Source organism: Rheinheimera sp. NSM, assembly GCF_052380015.1.
Lineage (GTDB): Bacteria > Pseudomonadota > Gammaproteobacteria > Enterobacterales > Alteromonadaceae > Alishewanella.
The window spans coordinates 679262-698998 of the sequence record NZ_JBQTCI010000002.1 but is presented as its reverse complement, the minus strand read 5'-3'; the positions used below and the strand labels follow the sequence as shown (position 1 = coordinate 698998).

Below are 19737 nucleotides of genomic sequence, written 5' to 3'. Positions count from 1 at the left end.
ACATTAAGATAAGCCCCTCATACTGTTAAGGATGCCATTATGCCTGCTGTGATCCGTCATGCCGAACCTGCTGATATTGATGCTATTAAAGCAATTTATGACCAACCTACTGTGTATGCTAATACGCTGCAACTGCCGTACCAGCCGGTAGCCAACTGGCAACGGCTGTATAATGCCGGCGCAGGCTTTTATAACCTGGTGGCAGAAACCGAAGGTAAAGTGGTGGGGCAGCTGGGTTTGCAGGTGTGTCAAAACCCGCGCCGACGCCATGTGGCCGAACTGGGTATGGGTGTATCGGAAGATTTTCAGGGCCGTGGCATAGGCTCTGCGTTGTTACGGGCCGCGCTGGAAATGGCTGACAACTGGCTGAATATCCGCCGGATGGAGCTGACGGTCTACAGCAGCAATGAAACGGCTATAGCCTTGTATGAACGTTTTGGTTTTGAAGTTGAGGCCGAGCTGAGTGACTTTGCGTTTCAATATGGTAATTACGTTAGTGCGCTGAGCATGGCGCGGATTAATACCGGCATTGCCGGAGCCTAGCTGCCTTGTGGCACAAACAAAAACGGCACCCGAGGGTGCCGTTTTACGTTAAGCGCTGTTAATTCATTTCGCTGTTTTTCTTACACTGTACGGTGTCGGTACACTCGCCATACAGGTATAAACTGTGATGTGTTAACTTAATGCCGTTTTGCTCGGCAATTTCCAGCTGTTTGGCTTCTATCACGTCGTCTTCAAACTCGATCACTTTACCGCACTTTAAACACACCAGATGGTCGTGGTGGCTGCCGCCGGTCAGTTCAAATACCGATTTGCCGCCTTCAAAGTGGTGGCGGGTTAAAATACCGGCGTCATCGAACTGGTTTAATACGCGGTAAACCGTGGCTAAGCCAATATCTTCGCCGATCTCCAGCAGCAGCTTGTATACGTCTTCTGCACTGATGTGCTGATTATTCGGATCTTGCAGGATCTCTAAAATTTTTACCCGTGGCAGGGTAACTTTGAGGCCGGCTTTACGTAACTCGCTGTTGTGATCTGACATAAAAACTCTAACTCTGGCTTATCTATGCAAAAGATTATAAAGACATTATGCCAGGAATGAAATGGTAAAAACGGCTTCTTATTGCCTGGCTCACTCTTGTGCTGCGCAATAAGCAAAGTACAATAGCATTAAACAGGTCATACCAGAGTGAATTTATGAAATGGGCATTTAACCCCGCCGTGATGCGGCACTTACTTAATTTTTGGCCGCCGTTTTTGTTTCCCGGCATCAAGGTAGCAGAGTTAGCCAATGACTATCGCTATTGCCGGGTTGAGCTGAAATCAAGGCCCTGGACACGTAATATTAATAATACCCAGTTCGGTGGCAGCATGTTTGCCATGACCGATCCGGTGTATCCGCTGATGCTGATGGGCGCACTGGGTAAAGAGTATCTGGTGTGGGATAAGCAAGCCGATATTAACTTTATTACCCCGGGCAAAGGCAAACTGACGGCCGAGTTTTGGTTGTCGGACGATACGGTGGAGCAAATTAAAGCGGCGACAGACAGTGGTGAGAAGCACTTTCCGCAGTTTTTAGTGCATATTAAAGACAGCCAAAACCAGATAGTGGCCGAGGTAAACCGCACGGTATATGTGCGTAAAAAAGCCAAATACAGACCGGGTTAGCGTCGATAAACGCCAGCCAGAAAAAAACCGGCATCGGCGCCGGTTTTTGTCAGTGTTATAACGCTTCGAACTCTTTTAAGCTCATTTCGTCATAAATTTGTTTGCACCACTGTTTTACCCGCTGCGCGGTAAGCTCGGGCTGACGGTCTTCGTCGATGCCCAAACCAATAAAGTGGTTATCGTCTGCCAGTGCTTTGGAGGCAACAAAATTGTAGCCGGCCGTCGGCCAATGGCCAACGATAATCGCGCCTTTAGGCTCGATAATATCGCGCAGTGTGCCCATAGCATCAAGGAAGTACTCTGCGTAATCTTCCTGATCGCCACAGCCGAATATAGCCACCAGCTTGTTACTGAAGTCGATATTATCCAGCTCGGGGAAGAAATCATCCCAGTCGCACTGTGCTTCGCCGTAATACCAGGTTGGAATACCCAGTAACAGTAAGTCAAAGGCGGCAATATCTTCTTTGCTGCTTTTGGCGATATCACGCACGTCGAACAAGTGTTTGCCCAGTTCTTTCTGGATCATCTTGGCGATATGTTCAGTGTTACCGGTATCGCTACCGAAAAAAATGCCTACAGTTGCCATTAATCTAACCTTCTTACCTGGTTAACGCTTGTGTCAAAATATGTTCGATATACGCACTGCGTGTCATGTCGGCCTGGTCGGCCTGCTGACTCAGCGCTGCGTACAGCTGGTCAGACACTTTAAATTCAATGCGTTTTAAACCTTTACTGCGATCACGTTTGATTTGATTCCGCTTGTTTAGTTTCAGCTGTTCTTCCCGTGGCAGCGGATTGGTTTTCGGCCGGCCGGGGCGCTTTTCCTGAGCAAATAAATCAATCGTGGTGCGATCAGTGGCTATCTTCGCCATTAACCCTAACCTTACTACTCGATAAAATAGGGCACTACGCTTTTGATAATAAATACCGCCGGCGACAGAAACAGCACCAGCCAGACAAAAAACTGCCCCAGCTTCGGCGCGTTACTTTTCTTCAGCACATCACGTATTGCCATTACAATAAACAGGTACAGAATACCCAGCCCAAGCCATAAACCGATAGCCTCGTATTGCTCTAAAGACATCCTGTTTTACCTGACCTGCAAAAAAGTGCGCGCACTATAGCATAACTTCGTCAAAAAATTAGTGCGTTAGCTCAATAAAAAGTCCTGCACCAGCTTGGTAAAAGCGGCAGGTTTTTCAGCATGCAGCCAATGGCCGGTACCCTGAATAATTTTTGCCTGTGCTTGTGGGAATAATTGCATAATGCGCGCTTTGTGCTCCGGCAGTATGTAATCGGAATCACCGCCTTTAATAAACAGTGTCGGGCCATCATAGCAGCCCTCTGTCAGGGGCGCGTCTACCAGTGCTGTATAGTTCGCCTGTAACGCCGCCAGGTTAAAGCGCCAGTGAAAGCTATCATCTTCTTTTACCAGACTTTTTAGTAAAAACTGCCGCACACCCGGCTCGCTGATATGTTGCGCCAGCTGTTTGTCAGCATCGGCACGGCTGCTGATACCGGCTAAATCAACAGCAGTTAAGCCGGCAAAAATACTGTTATGCCGCGGCGGATAAGCTACCGGTGCAATATCAGCCAGAATAAGTTTGCTCACCCGCTGCGGGTATTGCAATGCAAAGGCCATGGCCAGTTTACCGCCCATCGAATGGCCTAATAACACCGCGACAGGGATATTCAGCTGATCCAGCGTTTGTGCCAAATCCTCTGCCATCAGCTGATAATTCATGTCGGCGCTGTGGCCGGAGCGGCCATGATTGCGCACATCGATATTCAGTACACGATACTGTTCGCTTAAGCTGCGCTCGATAACGCCTAAATTCTCGTAACTGCCAAACAGGCCATGTATCAGTACCACCGGTACCGTGTTACTGTCTTGCTGACCACTGCTGTGGCTATGTAAAAGCATAAAAATGCATCCGGTTAACAAGTGCCGGCGCCTTGCGCATCATGCCGCTGGCGTCAGCCGAGAAGGCTTTATATAATGATGCCACTTTTAGCGTGCGGAATAAATATATGAAAACCATCGAAATAGATGACGAGCTGTATCAGTACATTGCCGGCCAGACTCAAAAAATTGGCGAAAGCGCTTCGGAAATATTACGCCGCTTGCTGCTGGGAGACGCAGACGCTGAGGTGGTGGTAGCGGCAGAGCCGGTTGTTGCCGCGCCTGAAGTGGCGCTAAACAGTAATATTTTTGACTTAATAAACAAGCAAGATTTACAGGCAGAATCGAGCGTGGTCGGCCGCTTCTTGTTTATTTTATCTACCCTGGCCAGAGCGCATAAAAAGCAGTTTGATAAAGTATTGGATATCAAAGGCCGTAACCGCTTGTATTTTGGCCGTACCGCAGAGGAATTATCTGAAGCCGGCAGCAGTACCAACCCTAAGCCAATCCCGAACACCGGCTTTTGGGTGATTACCAATTCAAACACGACACGCAAAAAAATGATGCTTACCGAGACAGCAATTAAACTCGGCTATAGTGAACAGGATGCAGAACGTATTCGCGATTTGTTATAAAAGGAAAAGTTATGGCTTTACACCCGCTGGCCGGGCAACAGGTGCCCACATCGTTAATTCCGAATATCAGCCGGCTAATGACCGCCTATTATGTGTTGGAACCCGATGTGCATACGCATGCCGATCACAAAGTCAGCTTTGGTACCTCAGGGCATCGGGGCAGTGCGCTGAACTGCTCGTTTAACGAGCCGCATGTGTTAGCCATTTGCCAGGCAGTTGCTGATTACCGTAAAAAGAACGGTATTACCGGGCCGCTGTTTTTGGGAAAAGACACCCACGCCTTATCAGAAGCGGCGTTTGCCAGCGCATTGGAAGTGTTGATCGCGAATAAAATTCAGGTGTGTGTACAAAAAGACCTGGGCTATACGCCAACGCCTGTGATTTCGCACGCCATTTTAACGCAAAACAAAGACGCTACCGGTCAACTGGCCGACGGCATCGTTATTACGCCATCGCATAATCCACCGCAGGACGGCGGCATCAAGTACAACCCGCCACACGGTGGCCCGGCCGATACCGATGTGACTAACTGGATAGAGCAACGCGCTAATGAGTTATTGGCTAAAGATCTTGATGGCGTAAAAATGATGCCTTATGCGTTGGCGCTGCAATCCGGTTATTGCCAACATATTGATTATATTCAGCACTATGTTGATGATCTGGAAAACGTTATCGACATGGCCGCCATTGCCAAAGCCGGTATCCGCATCGGCGTAGACCCTTTAGGTGGTTCAGGCATCGCATTTTGGCCGCGTATTGCCGAGCGCTACGGGCTTAACATTACCGTAGTTAACGATAAAGTCGACCCGGCATTTGCTTTTATGCCACTGGATAAAGATGGCCAAATCCGTATGGATTGCTCTTCAGCTTATGCCATGGCTAACCTTATTCAGTTAAAAGACCAATTTGATATCGCCATTGGTAACGACCCGGATTTTGACCGCCACGGCATAGTGACCCGCAGCGGCGGCCTGATGAACCCGAACCATTACCTGGCGGTGGTTATCAACTATTTACTGGCCAACCGGCCGGATTGGTCTGAACAGCTGGCAATTGGCAAAACCCTGGTGTCCAGTGCCTTGATTGACCGCGTGGTGGCAGCACGTGGCCGAAACCTGCTGGAAGTGCCGGTAGGCTTTAAATGGTTTGTTGACGGGCTGCACAAAGGCACAGTGGCGTTTGGCGGTGAAGAGAGCGCCGGCGCCAGTTTCCTGCGCTTTGACGGCAGTGCCTGGTCAACCGATAAAGACGGTTTTATTCTGGGGTTGCTGGCGGCAGAAATGCTGGCAAAAACCGGGGTAGATCCCTACCAGCAGTATCAGGCGTTAACCAAAGAGTTAGGCTCGCCATTGTACCGGCGCTTAGATGCACCGGCCAGCCCGGAGCAAAAAGCGGCGCTGAAAAAGCTCGATGTCAGCAGCGTGCAGCAAACCAGCCTTGCCGGTGATGATATTGTGGCGGTAATGACGCGGGCGCCTGGCAATAATGCCGATATTGGCGGCGTAAAAGTAGTAACCCGTAATGGTTGGTTTGCTGCAAGACCGTCCGGTACCGAGAATGCCTATAAAATTTATCTGGAAAGTTTTGTTAATCAGGCGCATCTGCTGCAGTTAGAGCATGACGCCAAAGCGTTCGTTGAATACGTATTCAGTCAGATTTAACGCGCTCAAAGGCTATGATTAGTTGTGTAATTAAATTACATTCATGGCCTTTAATTTTGCCTGAAACGCTGTATTAAGGTATTTTTTGGTAATAATTTTACACTTAGCAGTATTATGTGACTATCACAGGCAGCAAACTATCAGGACTTGTAATGAAAACACATACCTCAACTGCCGGCAGCGGTATTACGCAAATTAATACCGAACAGCTGAAAGAACAAATCATCCGCCACCTGCATTCAACCCTCGGTACGGACGTAAATAAAGCCAGTCCCCAGGCGTGGTGGAGCGCAACATGCGCGGCAGTAAATGAGCAGGTGTTTGATGGCCTGCGTAATACCCAGCGCACGCATTATGAGCAAAACACCCGTGCTTTACACTATTTCAGCCTTGAGTATCTGATGGGCCGTTTATTCAGCAATAACCTGCATAATCTGGGCTTATATGACCAGGCTAAACAGGCACTGAGTGAGCTGGGCATGAATATCGCCGACCTGGAAGATCAGGAAGAGGATATGGCATTGGGTAACGGCGGTCTGGGCCGTTTAGCGGCCTGCTTTATCGACTCGCTGGCAACGTTAAACTACCCGGCAATTGGCTACGGTATTCATTACGAACATGGTTTATTTCGCCAGAGCTTTCAGGATGGCCGCCAAATTGAGCGACCGGACAGCTGGCGTGAATACGGGAACCCGTGGGAGATTTGCCGGCCGGAATCGGTGCAGGAAATCTCGGTATATGGCTATGTCGAAACCGTATATGACCTGCAGGGCAAGATGAAAAAAGTCTGGCACCCGGGCCGTATCATTAAAGGTGTGCCCTGGGATATTCCGGTAGTGGGCTATAACGGCAGCTCAGTAAATGTATTGCGCTTGTGGGAAAGCCGGGCCAGTGATTTCTTTAACTGGGACGTATTTAACTCCGGCGGTTATATTGACTCGGCGCGCGAAAACATCGAAGCCGAAACCATTTCCAAAGTACTGTACCCGAACGATGAAACCGATGCCGGTAAAGAGCTGCGTTTAATTCAGCAATACTTTTTTGTGTCCTGTTCGCTAAAAGACATTATCCGCCGCTATAAACGCAGCCACGGTGATGACTGGAGCGAGTTTGCCAACCAGGTGGTGATCCAGCTGAATGATACTCACCCGGCGGTTGCTATTCCCGAGCTGATGCGTATTTTAGTTGATCGCGCTGAAATGCAGTGGGACCAGGCATGGGCCTTATGCCAGCAGGTGTTTGCCTATACCAATCATACCTTGTTGCCTGAGGCGTTAGAGAAATGGGCGGTACGGTTATTTGAAAAAGTGCTGCCACGCCATCTGGAAATTATTTACGAGATTAACCGCCGCTTTCTGGTTGAGCAAGTGGATGTGTTGTGGCCCGGTGATAACGACAAAAAGCGTAAACTGTCGATTATTGAAGACGGCCATGATCCTATGGTGCGCATGGGCCACTTATCTGTGGTGGGATCGTTCCGCGTTAATGGCGTAGCCGAAATTCATTCGCAACTGGTTAAGTCTGATTTGTTCCCTGAAATGGTAGCACTGTGGCCGGACAAATTTACCAACGTGACCAATGGTGTGACACCACGACGTTGGTTAAAAGCCTGTAACCCGAAACTGGCTAAGCTGCTGGATGAAAAAATCGGCACGGCATGGCCAACCGATCTGAAGCAATTGTCTAAGTTTGCCGCCTTTGCAGATGATGCCGCTGTGCAAGACGCCTTTATGGCAATTAAGCAGCAAAATAAAGCCGAGCTGGCTACAGTGGTGAAAAAGCTGACCAATATCGACATTGATCCGCATGCCATCTTTGATATTCAGATTAAACGCCTGCACGAATACAAGCGCCAGCACCTGAACCTGCTGCATATTCTTGCCTTATACCGCCGTATTTTGCAGGAGCCGGATTACGACATGACACCACGGGTATTCCTGTTTGGTGCCAAGGCCGCGCCAGGCTATAAGTTGGCAAAAGAAATTATCTACGCTATCAACAAGATAGCCGATAAGATTAACCACGATAAGCGGATTAAAAACCGTATTAAAGTGGTGTTTATGCCGAACTACCGCGTAACTCTGGCGGAGAAAATGATCCCGGCAGCGGATGTATCCGAGCAAATCTCTACCGCCGGTAAAGAAGCCTCCGGCACCGGCAATATGAAACTGGCATTAAACGGCGCCATTACGGTAGGTACCTTAGACGGTGCTAATATCGAAATTGCCGAAGAAGTGGGTGAAGACAATATTGCTATCTTCGGTTTAACGGTAGATGAAGTAAAAGCACTGCATGCCAATGGCTACAACAGCATGGATTACTACTATGCTAATCCGGAAATTAAAGCCATTCTGGACTGGCTGGAAACCGATTACTTTACCCCGGGTAAACCAGGTGAGCTGGCCGCAATTAAGCGCAGCCTGCTCGAAGGCGGTGATCCTTATCTGGTACTGGCAGACTTTGAAACCTATGTTAAAGCGCATGAAAAAGTTGATCAGTGGTACCGCGATAAAGCCGGCTGGGCGAAAAAAGCCATGCTCAATACTGCCCTGGTAGGTAAGTTTACCTCGGATCGCTCGATTGAAGACTATGTCAGCCGGGTATGGCAGCTGGAGAAATGTGCGGTAAAACGCAGCTAACGTCGAAAAAAGCCTGTCATTGACAGGCTTTTTTATCATCTGTTTATCAGCTTATGCTGCGATGTGGCATAACAGTGTTGTCTATACTGCGTTAACCAACTGTTGATAACGGCCGTGTTATGCCAACTACAGCACTGTTCGCGTTGTTATTTTTGTCACTGGCAGAAGTCAGCGCACAAAATGATCAGGCCACGCCGGCCGGCCAAATTAATTGGGCGGTAAATACTGCACCACCTTTTCACATTATGCAGGGTGACTATAAGCAGCAAGGTCTGTGTGACGAGCTGATTAACACCGTACACCGTTATTTACCCGAGCTGATAAAGCAGCGTCAAGTGTTACCGCAACCCCGGATTGGGCTGGCGCTGGAGCGCTCAGAAAACCTGTGTTTTCCCTGTATGATCCACAAAGCACAAGGGGAGCAGGGCGCCGTCTATAGCCAACCTACCCATGTTTACCCGCCACATTATATTATCAGCCACAAAAAGGCAGCAGAGCAGATCAAAAAGAAGTATCCGCAACCGGTTTCCCTCGCCGATCTGCTGGCCGATGAAGATTTTAATTTTGGCTATCCGGCCGGGCGGCGCTATGGTGTGTTACAGCCGTTTATTGAAGGTATGGATAACAGGCCCGGTAACAGGTTGGTGCGCTCCGGCGATAACGGCCCTACAGCGATATTACAGATGATTAGCTCGCAGCGGTTAGATTACACTGTAGATTACAGCTTTATTAAGCGCTACTACGAGCTTACCAGCGGCGAGCAGTTGGCATTATTAGCCATTGCTGAAAACCACCAACAGCCGGTATACGGCGCTATCGGCTGCAGTAATAATGCCTGGGGCCAGAGTGTTATTAAACAAATTAATCAGGTGATGCCGCAGATCCGCGGCGATGAAGGCTTACAGCAAAGTTTGCAATTTTGGTTCGACAACAAGAACTACAGCCGCTTTAACCGGCAACATTTGCCGGCAGTTAAGCCATGATCAGGCTTGCCAGCACTAAGCGCTACGCCTTATAGTACAAAGAAAAACAGCAAGGACGTATTTTGCAGTCAGGTAGTTTAGTTTGTGTCGGCACCGGCATGACATTGGGTTCTCATATCAGCCCGCTTTCCCGCAGTTATATCGAACAGGCCGACGTAGTATTTGTGTTGGTGGCCGATGGTATTACCGAACAATGGATAGAGCAGATGAACGCCGACGTGCGCTCATTACAGCCGTATTATCTGGAAGGCAAATCGCGCATGCTGACCTATCGCGAGATGGTCGCGGCGATGCTGGCCGAAGTTAGCGCCGGCAAAAAGGTAGTAGGGGCCTTTTACGGTCACCCCGGTGTATTTGCCCGGGTACCGCACAATGCCATTAAGCAAGCGCGTGAGCTGGGGTATAACGCCCATATGGAGCCGGGCATTTCAGCAGAAGATTGCCTGTATGCTGATTTAGGTATCGACCCCGGCACTTACGGCTGTCAGCATTTTGAGACCAGCCAGTTTATGTTCTATAAACGCAATATCGATACAGCTGCTTATCTGATTTTATGGCAGGTTGCGGTAGCCGGCGATCGTTCTTTGGCCAAGCTGTCAACGGTTACAGCCTATAGACAAGTATTGCTTGAGCTTCTTACAGATCTCTATCCTGGAAATCATCTTGTCACTTTGTACGAAGCTGCAACTCTACCAATTCAACAACCCAGAATTGAGCATTTACCTTTGTCTGAGTTGCTGAATGTTGAGTTGGATCTGAAGACCACTTTGGTTATTTCTCCATTAAAAAAAATGCAAGAAAATCAAGCGGTGCTTGATCGGTTGGAGTTATTGTCGTCTGAATATTCAGAGAATGCAGGCTTAGGGAAATAACGAAAAACGATGCGAACTGAAATAATCTTTACTGACAGATTAATGTTAAGACTGGCAACAAGTGATGATTTTAAGCTGTTTGAACAGCTTTATTCCGATGAGCGAATAATGCGTTTTATCGGGCCAGTATTACAAGGAAAGATATTGCAGAATATGTTTGCGTCTGTGATAAAGAGTAACTGCAAAGCAGAGGCTGCGCAGTTCTATTACACCGTACTTACGCTTGAGGATAATCAAGCCGTAGGAGTATGCGCAGTAAGTAAGCTATCGGTTGCACAGCGGTGCGCCGAAATTGGAAACATGTTGCTGTCTGGCGCACAAAAGAGGGGCTATGCCGAGGAAGCCACTTTAGCGCTTGGTCAAAACCTGGCAAGTCAATTAGGCATAACCAGATTGACAATGAATATAGATAAACGCAATATCCCAGCAATACGGGCGGCTAAAAAGATCGGTTTTGAACGTAGTGCTGAGAACGTCCAACATTTCTATAAAATATTAAGTTTGTCATGTTAGCCTGAAAGCCATGCTTGGTTGATTCAGGATGTTTAAAATAAAAAGTCTTTTCTATCTGGTAATTTAAAGGAACCAAAATGAATAAAACAATTGAAGCTCTTGAGGCAATAGGTAAAACAGCTACTTTTTCGAAAGCCAACACTTATAACTATTCTGCTATTTTAAATCCGTTGAATATGGATGTTGAGATCCAACAAGCTATAGCTGAGAGAGATGTCGCAAAACTTGAAATGATGCTTAATGTACGTAGCAAAATAGTCTGTATGGTTACTCAACCTGAACCTGATGAGTCACCGGCAGAACAGCCTGAACCAAACGATGACGAACAACAGGAAAAAGCCTGTTGTTGATATTACAGACTTTATGAAATTAACTGCTTTGATGCATAAAGCCGGCAAGTTATTGCTGGCTTTATATTTATTGTATTTTTCTACTGTGCTGCATGCGGCCGGTGTTATTGCAAAACTTGAGCAGTTAGAAGAGATCCGTTTAACCAGTTTCGAACAGTTTAGTCTTGGTTTGCAAGACCTGGATAAACTTAAGGGCACTTTTACCTCCGAAGAAAAGGCATATTTCCTGCTGTTGAAGGGTTATGAGAAGACGCTTTCCGGTGAATATGAGCGGGCATTTTCTTATCTTGAACCGCTTTTACAAACTGAACACCATAGTTTGTATCACTTTCGTGGCAAAGTGCTGGCGGTCAATCTTTATGCTTTATCGAATGATTATTTAAACGCTTTTTTGCTGTTGGGAGAAATTAACCGGCAGTTGCCTTCAGTAACAAACCCTGTCGCAAAAGCTCAGGCGGTAGGCAATATTGCCCTGTTATACAACGGTATCGAAAAGCACGAGATTGCTTTGTTTTACGCAGAGCAGTTTTTAAATTCGGCAACGGAAAGCCGCTTAGTATGCAGGATCCTGGCCCATAAACTCCATTCGGTGTTAAAGCTAAAACAGTTAGAAGGTTTTTTTGCTGCAATTGATGATGCTGTGGCCACGTGTACTGAGGTAAACGAATCCATTCCCAAAGCTCATTTACTCAGAGATAAAATGGAAGCGCTAATGATGCAGCGCCGCTATGACGATGTCATTGCGTCCTATAGTACTTTTTCTGAAGAACTTCATACTACTACTTACCCTATGGTAATCGCGGGTGTCTTACTTGAAGTATCAACTGCATATTTACAATCTGAGAACTTGCCTAATGCAGAGAAATTTGCGGTTCAGGCTTTAAGTTATGTAGAAGGTTCATCGGTAAATATCGCTCAGGTTGCTGCATATAAATTGTTATCACAGATAGAGAAATACAAAGGTAATTATAAGGCGTCATTAACGTATTTTGAAAAATACAGTGAGCTGGAAAAAAAGTATCAGGATGAAAAAACTAATCAACAATTAGCTTTTCATTTAGCTGAGGGCGAATTAGAAGTAAAAAATCAACGTATTGCGTTGTTAGACAAAGACAATGAGTTGCTGTCGTTACAAAAAAATCTTTACGAGCATGAAGTGAAGCAGAATCGCTTGATCATGCTGGTACTGACTTCAGTGTTAGTGCTGTTAAGTTTCCTGGCCTACCGTGGCATGTCCGGCCGCAAGCGCTTTAAGAAAATTGCTGAGTATGACCAGCTAACGGGGATCAGTAACCGTTATCACTTTAACAACCAGGCCAAAGTAGCGCTGGAGTACTGTGAAAAGAACGCCAAGCCGGTGGCGGTAATACTATTCGATTTAGATTACTTTAAAAATATTAATGACATGCACGGCCATGCGGCGGGTGACTGGGCACTGCAGCAAGTGGTAAAAACCTGTCGCAACTTTATGCGCAATAATGACGTATTTGGCCGTATCGGTGGGGAAGAGTTTGCCGTGGTACTGCCGGGCTGCCAGACCGACAAAGCGGTATTGCTGGCTGAAATTTGCCGCGATGCGATTGCCGGTATTGATAGTACAGACTGCGGTAAACAATTTCCGCTTAGCGCCAGCTTCGGCGTTTGCGGCTCTGATACTTCCGGTTATCAGCTCAAGCAGCTGTTAGCCGATGCTGATAACGCCATGTACAGCGCCAAAGAAGCCGGCCGCGACCAGGTGATGGCTTTTTCAGCCTAGCTGCACGGTATAGCTGCTGTGGGGTTTGTTGCACAGCTGAACCGGGGTAGAATCTGCGCCAATCCGACAACAGGGAGCTGGCGCATGGCGCAATCATTACTACAAGAGCAACTGCTACAACACGGTGACTTTCTCAAGCTTACTCTGAACAATCCTGACGGCTTGGCACCGGCGCAATTTGATCTGACAGATGGCACCTCAGTTGCTATTTGGGACACCGGCGTTATCTGTTTTACCCCGGCGCAACTGAGCCCAAAAGACATAGTGCTATCTTGCGGTGTGCACGGAAATGAAACGGCGCCGATAGAAATTTGCGCTGAGCTGGTAAAAGACCTGCTAACCGGCCAACTTCAACTTAAACACCGCTTGTTAGTACTGTTTGGCAACCCTGCGGCTATCAACGCCGGCACACGCGAAATTAGCGAAAATATGAACAGGCTGTTTTCCGGCCACCACAGCATGGGGGCGGGCCTTATTAACGCTGAGCGCAAGCGGGCCAAGGCGTTGGAGGACTATGTCAGCCGTTTCTATCAAGAGGTACGCGTAACCAATTCGGTGCCGCGTAACCGTTATTTATATGATTTACACACCGCTATCCGCGGCTCGCGGTTTGAAAAATTCGCCGTGTATCCGTTTTTGCATAATAAGCCGTGGCAAAAGGCCCAGTTTGAGTTTTTGCAGGCCTGTGATGTCACGACAGTGCTGTTAATGCAAACGCCGGCGTCTACCTTTAGTTACTATGCATCTAACAGCCATGGCGCAGATGCCTTTACCATTGAACTGGGTAAGGTGCAGCCGTTTGGCCGGAACGATATGCAACGCTTTGCCAAAGCACGTGCTGCGCTGCGGCAACTGGTTAGCGAAGCAGCGGTGAGCACAGTACAGTTTGATGAGCAGCAATTTCAGCTGTATCAGGTGTATCGCGCGATCAATAAGCAAACGCAGGAGTTTAAACTGCACTTTGCTGATGACGTAGAAAACTTTACTGCTTATCCGCAAGGCACTTTGCTGGCGACAGACGGTGATATTGAGTACAGAGTAGAGCGCGAAGGTGAAGCGATTATTTTCCCCAATGCCAAAGTGGCCATAGGCCAGCGCGCTATGCTGATGGTGGTGCCCACTACAGTGGCGCACAATATCGCTTAACGGCTGATTACCACAGTATACTGCTGTAAAGAGTAAATTTAAGCTGACAGTCGTTCGCGCAGCCTGCCGGAGCAAACCCGGCCGGCGGTTGCAATGCAGTTTACGTAAAGGTAAAGTTGCCGCCGATAATAATCAGAACACACCGGTGCCGGCTAACGCCAGGCACAAAACGGGGAGAGCGGTTAAAGCCGCTATACTGGACGGTAGAAGCTAAGTTCCGCCAGCCTGATACCAAGGCCGGGCTGGCGGAGCTGCCACCTGTCTGACACGTATAACAAACAAGAGACACCCTATGACTAACCCAAATAACGCCACCATTACCACGGTGCACACTGCGGAGTTTACCGCCGGTGATGCGTTAAAAATTCCTACACTACGCATTTTACGTGACGATGGCAGCCTTTACGAAGGTGCGGTAGCGCCGGAGTTGGATAAAGCCACCGCCATTAAAATGTACGATACCATGGTGTTTACCCGCGTACTGGATGAGCGCATGTTGGCTGCCCAGCGTCAGGGCCGCATCAGCTTTTATATGCAGTGCTTAGGCGAAGAGGCCACTACGGTAGGCAGCGCCGCGGCATTGGCAGAGCAAGATATGATCATGGCGCAGTATCGCGAACAGGGCGCGTTGCGTTATCGTGGCTTTACGCTGGAGCAGTTTATGAACCAGCTGTTTTCCAACGAAAAAGATTTGGGTAAAGGCCGGCAGATGCCGGTGCATTACGGCAGTAAAGACATTTACTATATGACGATATCGTCACCGCTGGGCACACAGATCCCCCAGGCCAGTGGTTATGCCTATGCACAAAAGCTGCGCGGTTTACCTAACACCACTATTTGTTATTTCGGTGAAGGTGCGGCCTCAGAAGGCGATTTCCACGCCGGGTTAAATATGGCCGCGGTACACAAGGCGCCGGTGATTTTCTTCTGCCGCAATAATGGCTATGCCATTTCCACGCCGGCCAGTGAGCAGTTTGTTGGTGATGGTATTGCCTGCCGTGCAGTCGGTTACGGTATGAAAGCGCTGCGGGTAGATGGTGCCGACATTTTAGCGGTGTACCAGGCTACTAAGATGGCGCGTGATCATGCACTTAAGCATAACGAGCCGGTGTTGATTGAATCTATTGCTTATCGCTTGGGCGCGCATTCCTCGTCTGACGATCCAAGTGGCTACCGCTCAAAAGAAGAAGAAGAAAAGTGGCGCCAGAACGACCCCATCGCCCGGTTCCGTTTATGGTTGGTAGAAAAGGGCTGGCTGAACGAAGCCGACGACAAAGTCACTATTGAAGCGCTGCGCAGCGAAATTCTCGATGCGTTAAAAGTGGCAGAAAAAGTGGCTAAGCCTGGCATAGAGCACCTTATTTCTGATGTGTACGCCGAGCCTATACCGGCATTACAACAACAATTAGATGAATTAAAAGCGCATATCCGTAATTACCCGGAAGCGTATCCGGTAACGGCGGGGAGACTAGACTAATGGCAAAAATGAACATGTTGCAGGCCATTAATAATGCGCTTGATTTAGCCATGGCTAAAGACGACAGCGTAGTGTGTTTTGGTGAAGACGTGGGCCACTTTGGTGGTGTGTTTCGCGCCACCAGCAAACTGCAGGAAAAATATGGCAAAGCGCGCTGCTTTAATACACCGTTAACCGAACAAGGCATTGCCGGTTTTGCTAATGGTATGGCAGCCCAGGGTATGAAGCCGGTAGCGGAAATTCAATTTGCCGACTATATCTTCCCGGCCTTTGACCAAATCGTTAACGAGACCGCCAAGTTCCGCTACCGCTCCGGTAATGAGTTTAATGTCGGCGGTATAGTGTTCAGAAGCCCGTACGGTGGCGGTATTGCCGGTGGGCATTATCACAGCCAGTCACCGGAAGCCTATTTTGCCCATACGCCGGGTTTAAAAGTGGTGATCCCGCGCGATCCTTATCAAGCCAAAGGCTTGCTGTTAGCCTCTATTGCCAGCCCGGATCCGGTTATTTTCTTTGAACCGAAAAAGCTGTACCGCGCCTCTACCGGCGAAGTGCCGGAAGAGTACTACGAAATTGAACTGGGCAAAGCCGAGGTAACACAGCAAGGTAAAGACATTACTGTGCTGGCCTGGGGCGCGCAGATGGAAATTGTGCAAAAAGCGGTTGAGATGGCCGAAAAAGACGGCATTTCATGTGAAGTGATAGACCTGCGCAGCATATTGCCATGGGATGCCGATACGGTAGCGGCATCGGTGAAGAAAACCGGCCGGCTGGTTATTAACCACGAAGCGCCGTTAACCGGCGGTTTTGCCGGAGAAATAGCCGCTACTATCCAGAAAATGTGTTTCCTGCATCTGGAGAGCCCGATTGAACGGGTCTGTGGTATGGATACGCCGTACCCGCTGGCGCTGGAAAAAGAGTACGTGGCGGATCATTTAAAAACTTATGAAGCGATAAAACGCTCAGTTAACTTTTAACGGAGGCAGCAATGAAAAAAGATTTTATTCTGCCGGATATCGGTGAAGGTATAGTTGAGTGTGAAATTGTTGACTGGCTGGTTGCTGAAGGTGACACCATCAGCGAAGATCAACCGGTATGCGACGTGATGACCGACAAAGCTCTGGTGCAAATTCCGGCCGTGCATAACGGTGTAGTGTCAAAGTTGTATTACGCCAAAGGCGATATTGCCAAAGTGCATGCGCCACTGTTTGAAATGCAACTGGCCGGCACTGATGACACAGCGGTTGCCGCGCCGCCGGAAGCTGTTGCTGTGCCAGCGGCGGAGGTGTCGACGGGTAGCGAAGATTTTATTTTGCCCGATATCGGCGAAGGTATTGTTGAGTGTGAAATTGTCGACTGGTTAGTGAAAGAAGGCGATGACATCGCAGAAGATCAGCCGGTATGTGATGTGATGACCGACAAAGCGCTGGTGCAAATTCCGGCCAAGTACTCAGGTAAAGTGACTAAGCTGTATTACGCCAAGGGCGAGATTGCCAAGGTGCATGCGCCGCTGTTTGCGATGCAACATGCCGGCCTGGCAGCAGCGCCGCAAGCGGCTGCTGTTACTGCAACGGCTGCGCCGGCTAAAGCTGCCTGTGCATTGCAGCAAAAAGGTGACGCTGTCAGCGCTAATGCCAATAACGGTAAAGCGCTGGCCAGCCCGGCGGTACGCCGTTTAGCCCGTGAGCTGAGTATTGATATCAGCAAAGTACCGGGCAGCGGTGACAAAGGCCGCGTATACAAAGACGATGTACGTGCTTTTGCTGATGGCAAAGTAGCGGCCACAGCCGGCGCTGCATCAACCGGTAAAGTATCAACGGGTAATGCGGTAACTGGAAGCCCGACTGCCTCTGCAACTGTCACATCGGGCGGTAGCCGTACCGAGCCGATTAAAGGCATCAAAGCGGCGATGGCACGGCAGATGGTGGAATCGGTTTCAACCATTCCGCATTTTACCTACTGTGAAGAGATTGATTTAACCGAACTGATAGCACTGCGTGCCAGCTTAAAAGATCAGTACGCCAAACAGGGCGTAAAGCTCACCATGATGCCGTTTTTTGTTAAGGCCTTGTCGCTGGCGATTAATCAGTTCCCGGTAATGAATGCCAAAGTGAATCAGGATTGCACTGAGCTGACCTACTTTGACGATCATAATATCGGCATAGCAGTAGATTCAAAAATTGGTTTGTTGGTGCCGAATATCAAAGGTTGCCAGCGTAAATCTATTATTGATATTGCTAACGATTTAACCCGCTTAACAGAGCAGGCCCGTGAAGGCCGTGTCAGCCCGGCTGATTTAAAAGGCGGTACTATCAGTATCTCTAATATTGGCGCTATTGGCGGCACTGTTGCTACGCCCATTATCAATAAGCCGGAACTGGCGATAGTAGCGCTGGGTAAGGTGCAAACCTTGCCGCGTTTTAATGCCAAAGGTGAGGTGGCAGCACGCCAACTGATGCAAATCAGCTGGTCGGGCGATCACCGGGTTATCGACGGTGGCACCATAGCGCGCTTTACCAACCTGTGGAAACAGTATCTGGAGCAACCGTCAGCCATGCTGGTAGCAATGCGCTGACAGACAACCGTTTGTGCTTGGCAGCTAAGCCGCTTTCTGCTAAAACCCACTCATTGTAGTGGGTTTTTTTATTTTGTTTGCTCAGGGACAGCTATGCACGAATTTGATGATTTACGGGTACTGGTGCAGGCACATAGCCCGCTGATTGTAATTGAAAGTTATGAAGAGCCGCGCGCGCTGTTGCTGATAAAACGGTTGGCGGTAAATTTAATGCGGCCGGTGTTTAAATGGACCATTACCGAAGGCCTGCAACGGCTGGATAGTGAGCACAGTGCTCAAGCCTTTAATGCAGATCCGACTAATTTGTTGGCGCAAATTAAAGCTACCCGCAACCCCGGTATCTTTGTGTTGTGCGATTTCCATCCGTTTTTAGCCGAGCCTAAGCATGTACGCTATATCAAAGAAATCGCTCAGGCGCATGAACAGCTTGGCCACACTATTATGCTGTTAAGCCACGCTATAACGGTGCCGTCTGAGTTGGCCCGTTTATGTTATCGCTTTGAGTTAAGTTTGCCGTCAGATCAACAAATCCGCCAGTTAGTGCATGAAATGGCCGATAGCTATGCGGCTAAACAGGGCATAACGGCAGAGCTGACGCCGGATAACCTGACGCTGTTAGTGCAAAATCTGCGTGGTTTAACCTTTGAAGAAGTAAAGCGCTTAGCCTACAAAGCCATTGCTGATGATGGCGCTGTTACTGCCGCAGATATTCCACGGATTAACCGCGCCAAGTTCAGCTTGTTGCAAACCGACGGAGTGCTGTCGCAGGTATTTGACAGCGTTAGCTTTAACAACGTGATTGGCCTGGCCAACCTTAAACATTGGATAGCACAGCGCCAGCAGGCGTTTGTGGCGCAGCAAGCCGACACGCCCAAAGGGCTGTTGCTAACCGGGGTGCAGGGCACCGGCAAAAGCCTGGCGGCCAAAGCCATTGCCGGCAGTTGGGGCTTGCCGCTGCTGCGGTTGGATATGGCCGGGCTGTATAACAAATACATTGGCGAAACCGAAAAAAACCTCGCCCAGGCGTTGGCGCTGGCCGATGCGATGTCGCCCTGTGTGTTATGGATAGATGAAATTGAAAAAGGCTTGTCCGGTGGCGATAGCGATAACGGCGTTACCCGGCGTTTACTGGGCAGTTTTCTGACCTGGTTATCTGAGCGTAAGTCGCAGGTATTTTTGGTTGCCACGGCGAATAACATTCATGAACTGGCGCCGGAGCTGCTGCGTAAAGGCCGCTTCGATGAGATTTTCTTTGTTGATTTACCCACTGAAGAGGAATGCTTACAGTTGCTGAAACTGCACCTGGCAAAACGCCGGCTGAGCTTAACTGATGAGGCGCTGCAGTCGGCGCTGGCGTTATGCCGTGGTTTCTCCGGCGCGGAATTAGAGCAGGCGGTAGTCGGTGCCGGTTTCCGTGCCCGTGCAGATAACGCTGAATTCAGCCTGACGCACTTAGTGGCAGAGCTGTCTGCTACCCAGCCGCTATCGGTGATAATGGCAGAGCAGATAAATGCGCTGCGGCAATGGGCGCTTGAACGCTGTGTTAAGGCCTAGTGCAG

Annotated in this window: 20 protein-coding genes; 15 read left to right on the top strand and 5 right to left on the bottom strand. The window is 48.8% G+C overall.

What is annotated here, in order from left to right; genetic code table 11:
• Positions 1–39 precede the first annotated feature (39 nt).
• Positions 40–543, top strand: a complete 504-nt coding sequence (locus tag ACTZWV_RS08950) for a GNAT family N-acetyltransferase (RefSeq protein WP_444786211.1) — start codon at positions 40–42, stop codon at positions 541–543.
• A 58-nt stretch (positions 544–601) separates the two neighbouring features.
• Here the strand turns inward: ACTZWV_RS08950 and fur are convergent, their stop codons facing one another.
• A complete protein-coding gene (gene fur / locus ACTZWV_RS08945) occupies positions 602–1042 on the bottom strand; it encodes a ferric iron uptake transcriptional regulator (protein WP_305550635.1) in 441 nt (146 codons plus the stop codon).
• Positions 1043–1197: 155 nt separating this feature from the next.
• Here fur and ACTZWV_RS08940 point away from each other — a divergent pair, with 155 nt between their 5' ends.
• Entirely contained in the window at positions 1198–1668 is a 471-nt protein-coding gene (locus ACTZWV_RS08940; RefSeq protein ID WP_444786210.1) for a DUF4442 domain-containing protein, read from the top strand.
• Between the two features lie 55 nt (positions 1669–1723).
• On the opposite strand, the gene fldA is transcribed toward ACTZWV_RS08940, so the two are convergent.
• From fldA to ACTZWV_RS08920, 4 genes are all read right to left on the bottom strand, one after another.
• Positions 1724–2254 carry a flavodoxin FldA gene (gene fldA, locus ACTZWV_RS08935; protein ID WP_444786209.1) on the bottom strand — a complete coding sequence of 177 codons (531 nt, stop codon included), beginning with the start codon at positions 2252–2254 and terminating at the stop codon, positions 1724–1726.
• Between the two features lie 13 nt (positions 2255–2267).
• Complete coding sequence (ybfE, locus tag ACTZWV_RS08930) at positions 2268–2540, bottom strand: LexA regulated protein (RefSeq protein ID WP_305550639.1); 273 nt, start codon at positions 2538–2540, stop codon at positions 2268–2270.
• 14 nt (positions 2541–2554) lie between these two features.
• Complete coding sequence (locus tag ACTZWV_RS08925; RefSeq protein ID WP_305550641.1) at positions 2555–2752, bottom strand: DUF2788 domain-containing protein; 198 nt, start codon at positions 2750–2752, stop codon at positions 2555–2557.
• Between the two features lie 66 nt (positions 2753–2818).
• The gene (locus ACTZWV_RS08920; RefSeq protein WP_444786208.1) at positions 2819–3592 is read right to left on the bottom strand and encodes an alpha/beta fold hydrolase; all 774 of its coding nucleotides are present in this window, start codon (positions 3590–3592) and stop codon (positions 2819–2821) included.
• A gap of 107 nt (positions 3593–3699) precedes the next feature.
• On the opposite strand from ACTZWV_RS08920, the gene seqA reads away from it, so the two are divergent.
• The 13 genes from seqA to ACTZWV_RS08855 all read left to right on the top strand — a co-directional run bounded on the left by seqA (position 3700) and on the right by ACTZWV_RS08855 (position 19732).
• Positions 3700–4206, top strand: coding sequence for a replication initiation negative regulator SeqA (gene seqA, locus ACTZWV_RS08915; protein ID WP_444786207.1), 507 nt, complete (start codon positions 3700–3702; stop codon positions 4204–4206).
• Positions 4207–4217: 11 nt separating this feature from the next.
• Positions 4218–5867: a phosphoglucomutase (alpha-D-glucose-1,6-bisphosphate-dependent) gene (pgm, locus tag ACTZWV_RS08910; protein WP_444786206.1), complete on the top strand. Its 1650-nt coding sequence runs from the start codon at positions 4218–4220 to the stop codon at positions 5865–5867.
• A 152-nt stretch (positions 5868–6019) separates the two neighbouring features.
• Positions 6020–8506, top strand: a complete 2487-nt coding sequence (locus tag ACTZWV_RS08905) for a glycogen/starch/alpha-glucan phosphorylase (protein ID WP_444786205.1) — start codon at positions 6020–6022, stop codon at positions 8504–8506.
• 119 nt (positions 8507–8625) lie between these two features.
• Positions 8626–9489, top strand: coding sequence for a hypothetical protein (locus tag ACTZWV_RS08900; protein ID WP_444786204.1), 864 nt, complete (start codon positions 8626–8628; stop codon positions 9487–9489).
• Between the two features lie 62 nt (positions 9490–9551).
• Positions 9552–10361: an SAM-dependent methyltransferase gene (locus ACTZWV_RS08895; protein WP_444786203.1), complete on the top strand. Its 810-nt coding sequence runs from the start codon at positions 9552–9554 to the stop codon at positions 10359–10361.
• A 42-nt stretch (positions 10362–10403) separates the two neighbouring features.
• Positions 10404–10874 carry a GNAT family N-acetyltransferase gene (locus ACTZWV_RS08890; RefSeq protein WP_444786202.1) on the top strand — a complete coding sequence of 157 codons (471 nt, stop codon included), beginning with the start codon at positions 10404–10406 and terminating at the stop codon, positions 10872–10874.
• Between the two features lie 77 nt (positions 10875–10951).
• Entirely contained in the window at positions 10952–11224 is a 273-nt protein-coding gene (locus tag ACTZWV_RS08885) for a hypothetical protein (protein WP_444786201.1), read from the top strand.
• A gap of 13 nt (positions 11225–11237) precedes the next feature.
• Positions 11238–12980 carry a GGDEF domain-containing protein gene (locus ACTZWV_RS08880; protein WP_444786200.1) on the top strand — a complete coding sequence of 581 codons (1743 nt, stop codon included), beginning with the start codon at positions 11238–11240 and terminating at the stop codon, positions 12978–12980.
• 84 nt (positions 12981–13064) lie between these two features.
• Positions 13065–14126: a succinylglutamate desuccinylase gene (gene astE, locus ACTZWV_RS08875; RefSeq protein WP_444786199.1), complete on the top strand. Its 1062-nt coding sequence runs from the start codon at positions 13065–13067 to the stop codon at positions 14124–14126.
• Positions 14127–14418: 292 nt separating this feature from the next.
• On the top strand, positions 14419–15603 hold the full coding sequence (locus tag ACTZWV_RS08870; RefSeq protein WP_444786198.1) for a thiamine pyrophosphate-dependent dehydrogenase E1 component subunit alpha: 1185 nt from the start codon (positions 14419–14421) through the stop codon (positions 15601–15603).
• Positions 15603–16580: an alpha-ketoacid dehydrogenase subunit beta gene (locus ACTZWV_RS08865; RefSeq protein WP_444786197.1), complete on the top strand. Its 978-nt coding sequence runs from the start codon at positions 15603–15605 to the stop codon at positions 16578–16580. Before ACTZWV_RS08870 ends, ACTZWV_RS08865 begins: the two co-directional genes overlap by 1 nt.
• An 11-nt stretch (positions 16581–16591) precedes the next feature.
• Entirely contained in the window at positions 16592–18178 is a 1587-nt protein-coding gene (locus tag ACTZWV_RS08860; RefSeq protein ID WP_444786196.1) for a dihydrolipoyllysine-residue acetyltransferase, read from the top strand.
• A gap of 93 nt (positions 18179–18271) precedes the next feature.
• On the top strand, positions 18272–19732 hold the full coding sequence (locus ACTZWV_RS08855) for an AAA family ATPase (protein WP_444786195.1): 1461 nt from the start codon (positions 18272–18274) through the stop codon (positions 19730–19732).
• Positions 19733–19737 lie beyond the last annotated feature (5 nt).